1 protein-coding gene is annotated in these 1,258 nt (G+C 70.7%); it reads left to right on the top strand.

Annotated elements, in window-relative coordinates; genetic code table 11:
• Window positions 1-1,258 (top strand): beta-ketoacyl reductase (locus tag HO151_RS02085; RefSeq protein WP_173894420.1); only part of this gene is annotated, 1,258 nt, incomplete at both ends.

Raw genomic sequence — 1,258 nt, 5'->3', positions numbered from 1 at the left:
CCAAGGACCTCGACCTGGACGCCTTCGTCCTCTTCTCCTCGATGTCCGGCATCCTCGGAGGCCCCGGCCAGGCCAACTACGCGGCGGGCAACACCTTCCTCGACGCCCTGGCCGTCCACCGCCGCTCCCTGGGCCTGCCTGCCACCTCCCTGGCCTGGGGCCCGTGGACCCAGGACGCCGGCATGATCGGCACCCTCTCCGACACCGATGTGCACCGCATCGCCCGGGCGGGCATGCCCGAACTGACCCCTGAGCAGGGCACGGCACTGTTCGACGCCGCCCTTGCCTCCGGCGAGCCGGTGGTCCTGCCCGTACGGCTCGACCTGGCATCGCTGCGCGAGCAAGCCGACCCGCACCCCATGACGCTCGGACTGGTCCGCCGCCGTACCCGTCGTTCGGCGGCCGGTGGGTCGGCGGCGACGGCGGGTCTGGTGCAGCGTCTGGAAGGGCTGGGCGCCGAGGAGCGGCGTGAGGTGCTGCTGGACCTGGTGCGCGGCCAGATCGCGGTGGTCCTCGGCCACGCGGGCGCGCAGACCGTCAACCCCGACCGAACCTTCCAGGACCTGGGCTTCGACTCGCTGACCGCGGTGGAGCTGCGCAACCGGCTGGGCAAGGCGACGGGTCTGCGACTGTCCGCGACCGTCGTCTTCGACTACCCGACGGCGCATGCGCTGGTGGGGTACCTGCTGGACGAGCTGTTCGGTGCGGTGGAGTCGGCGCCGGTGGTGCCGGTGGCGGTGCTGCCGTCGGTGGCGGACGATCCGGTGGTCATCGTGGGGATGGCGTGCCGTTATCCGGGTGGGGTGTCCTCGCCCGAGGACCTGTGGCGGGTCGTCTCCGAAGGTGTGGACGCCGTCACCGAGTTCCCCGTGAACCGCGGCTGGGACATCGACACCCTCTACAACCCGGACCGTGAGGCATCCGGCACCACCTACACCAAGGCCGGCGGCTTCCTCCACGAGGCCGGTGCCTTCGACCCCGAGTTCTTCGGGATGAGTCCGCGTGAGGCGGTGGCCACGGACGCGCAGCAGCGGTTGCTGCTGGAGACGACGTGGGAGGCCATCGAGCGTTCCGGGATCGATCCGGTGTCGCTGCGTGGCAGCCAGACCGGTGTCTTCGCCGGCGTCATGTACAACGACTACGGCAACATGCTCGCCGACGAGCAGTACGAAGGCTTCCGCAGCAACGGCAGCGCGCCCAGCATCGCGTCCGGCCGTGTGTCCTACACGTTCGGCTTCGAGGGCCCGGCGGTGACGGT

It is taken from the genome of Streptomyces sp. 8P21H-1 (assembly GCF_013302945.1).
The sequence above is the reverse complement of the archived record's forward strand: the minus strand, read 5'-3'. Positions and strand labels throughout refer to the sequence as shown.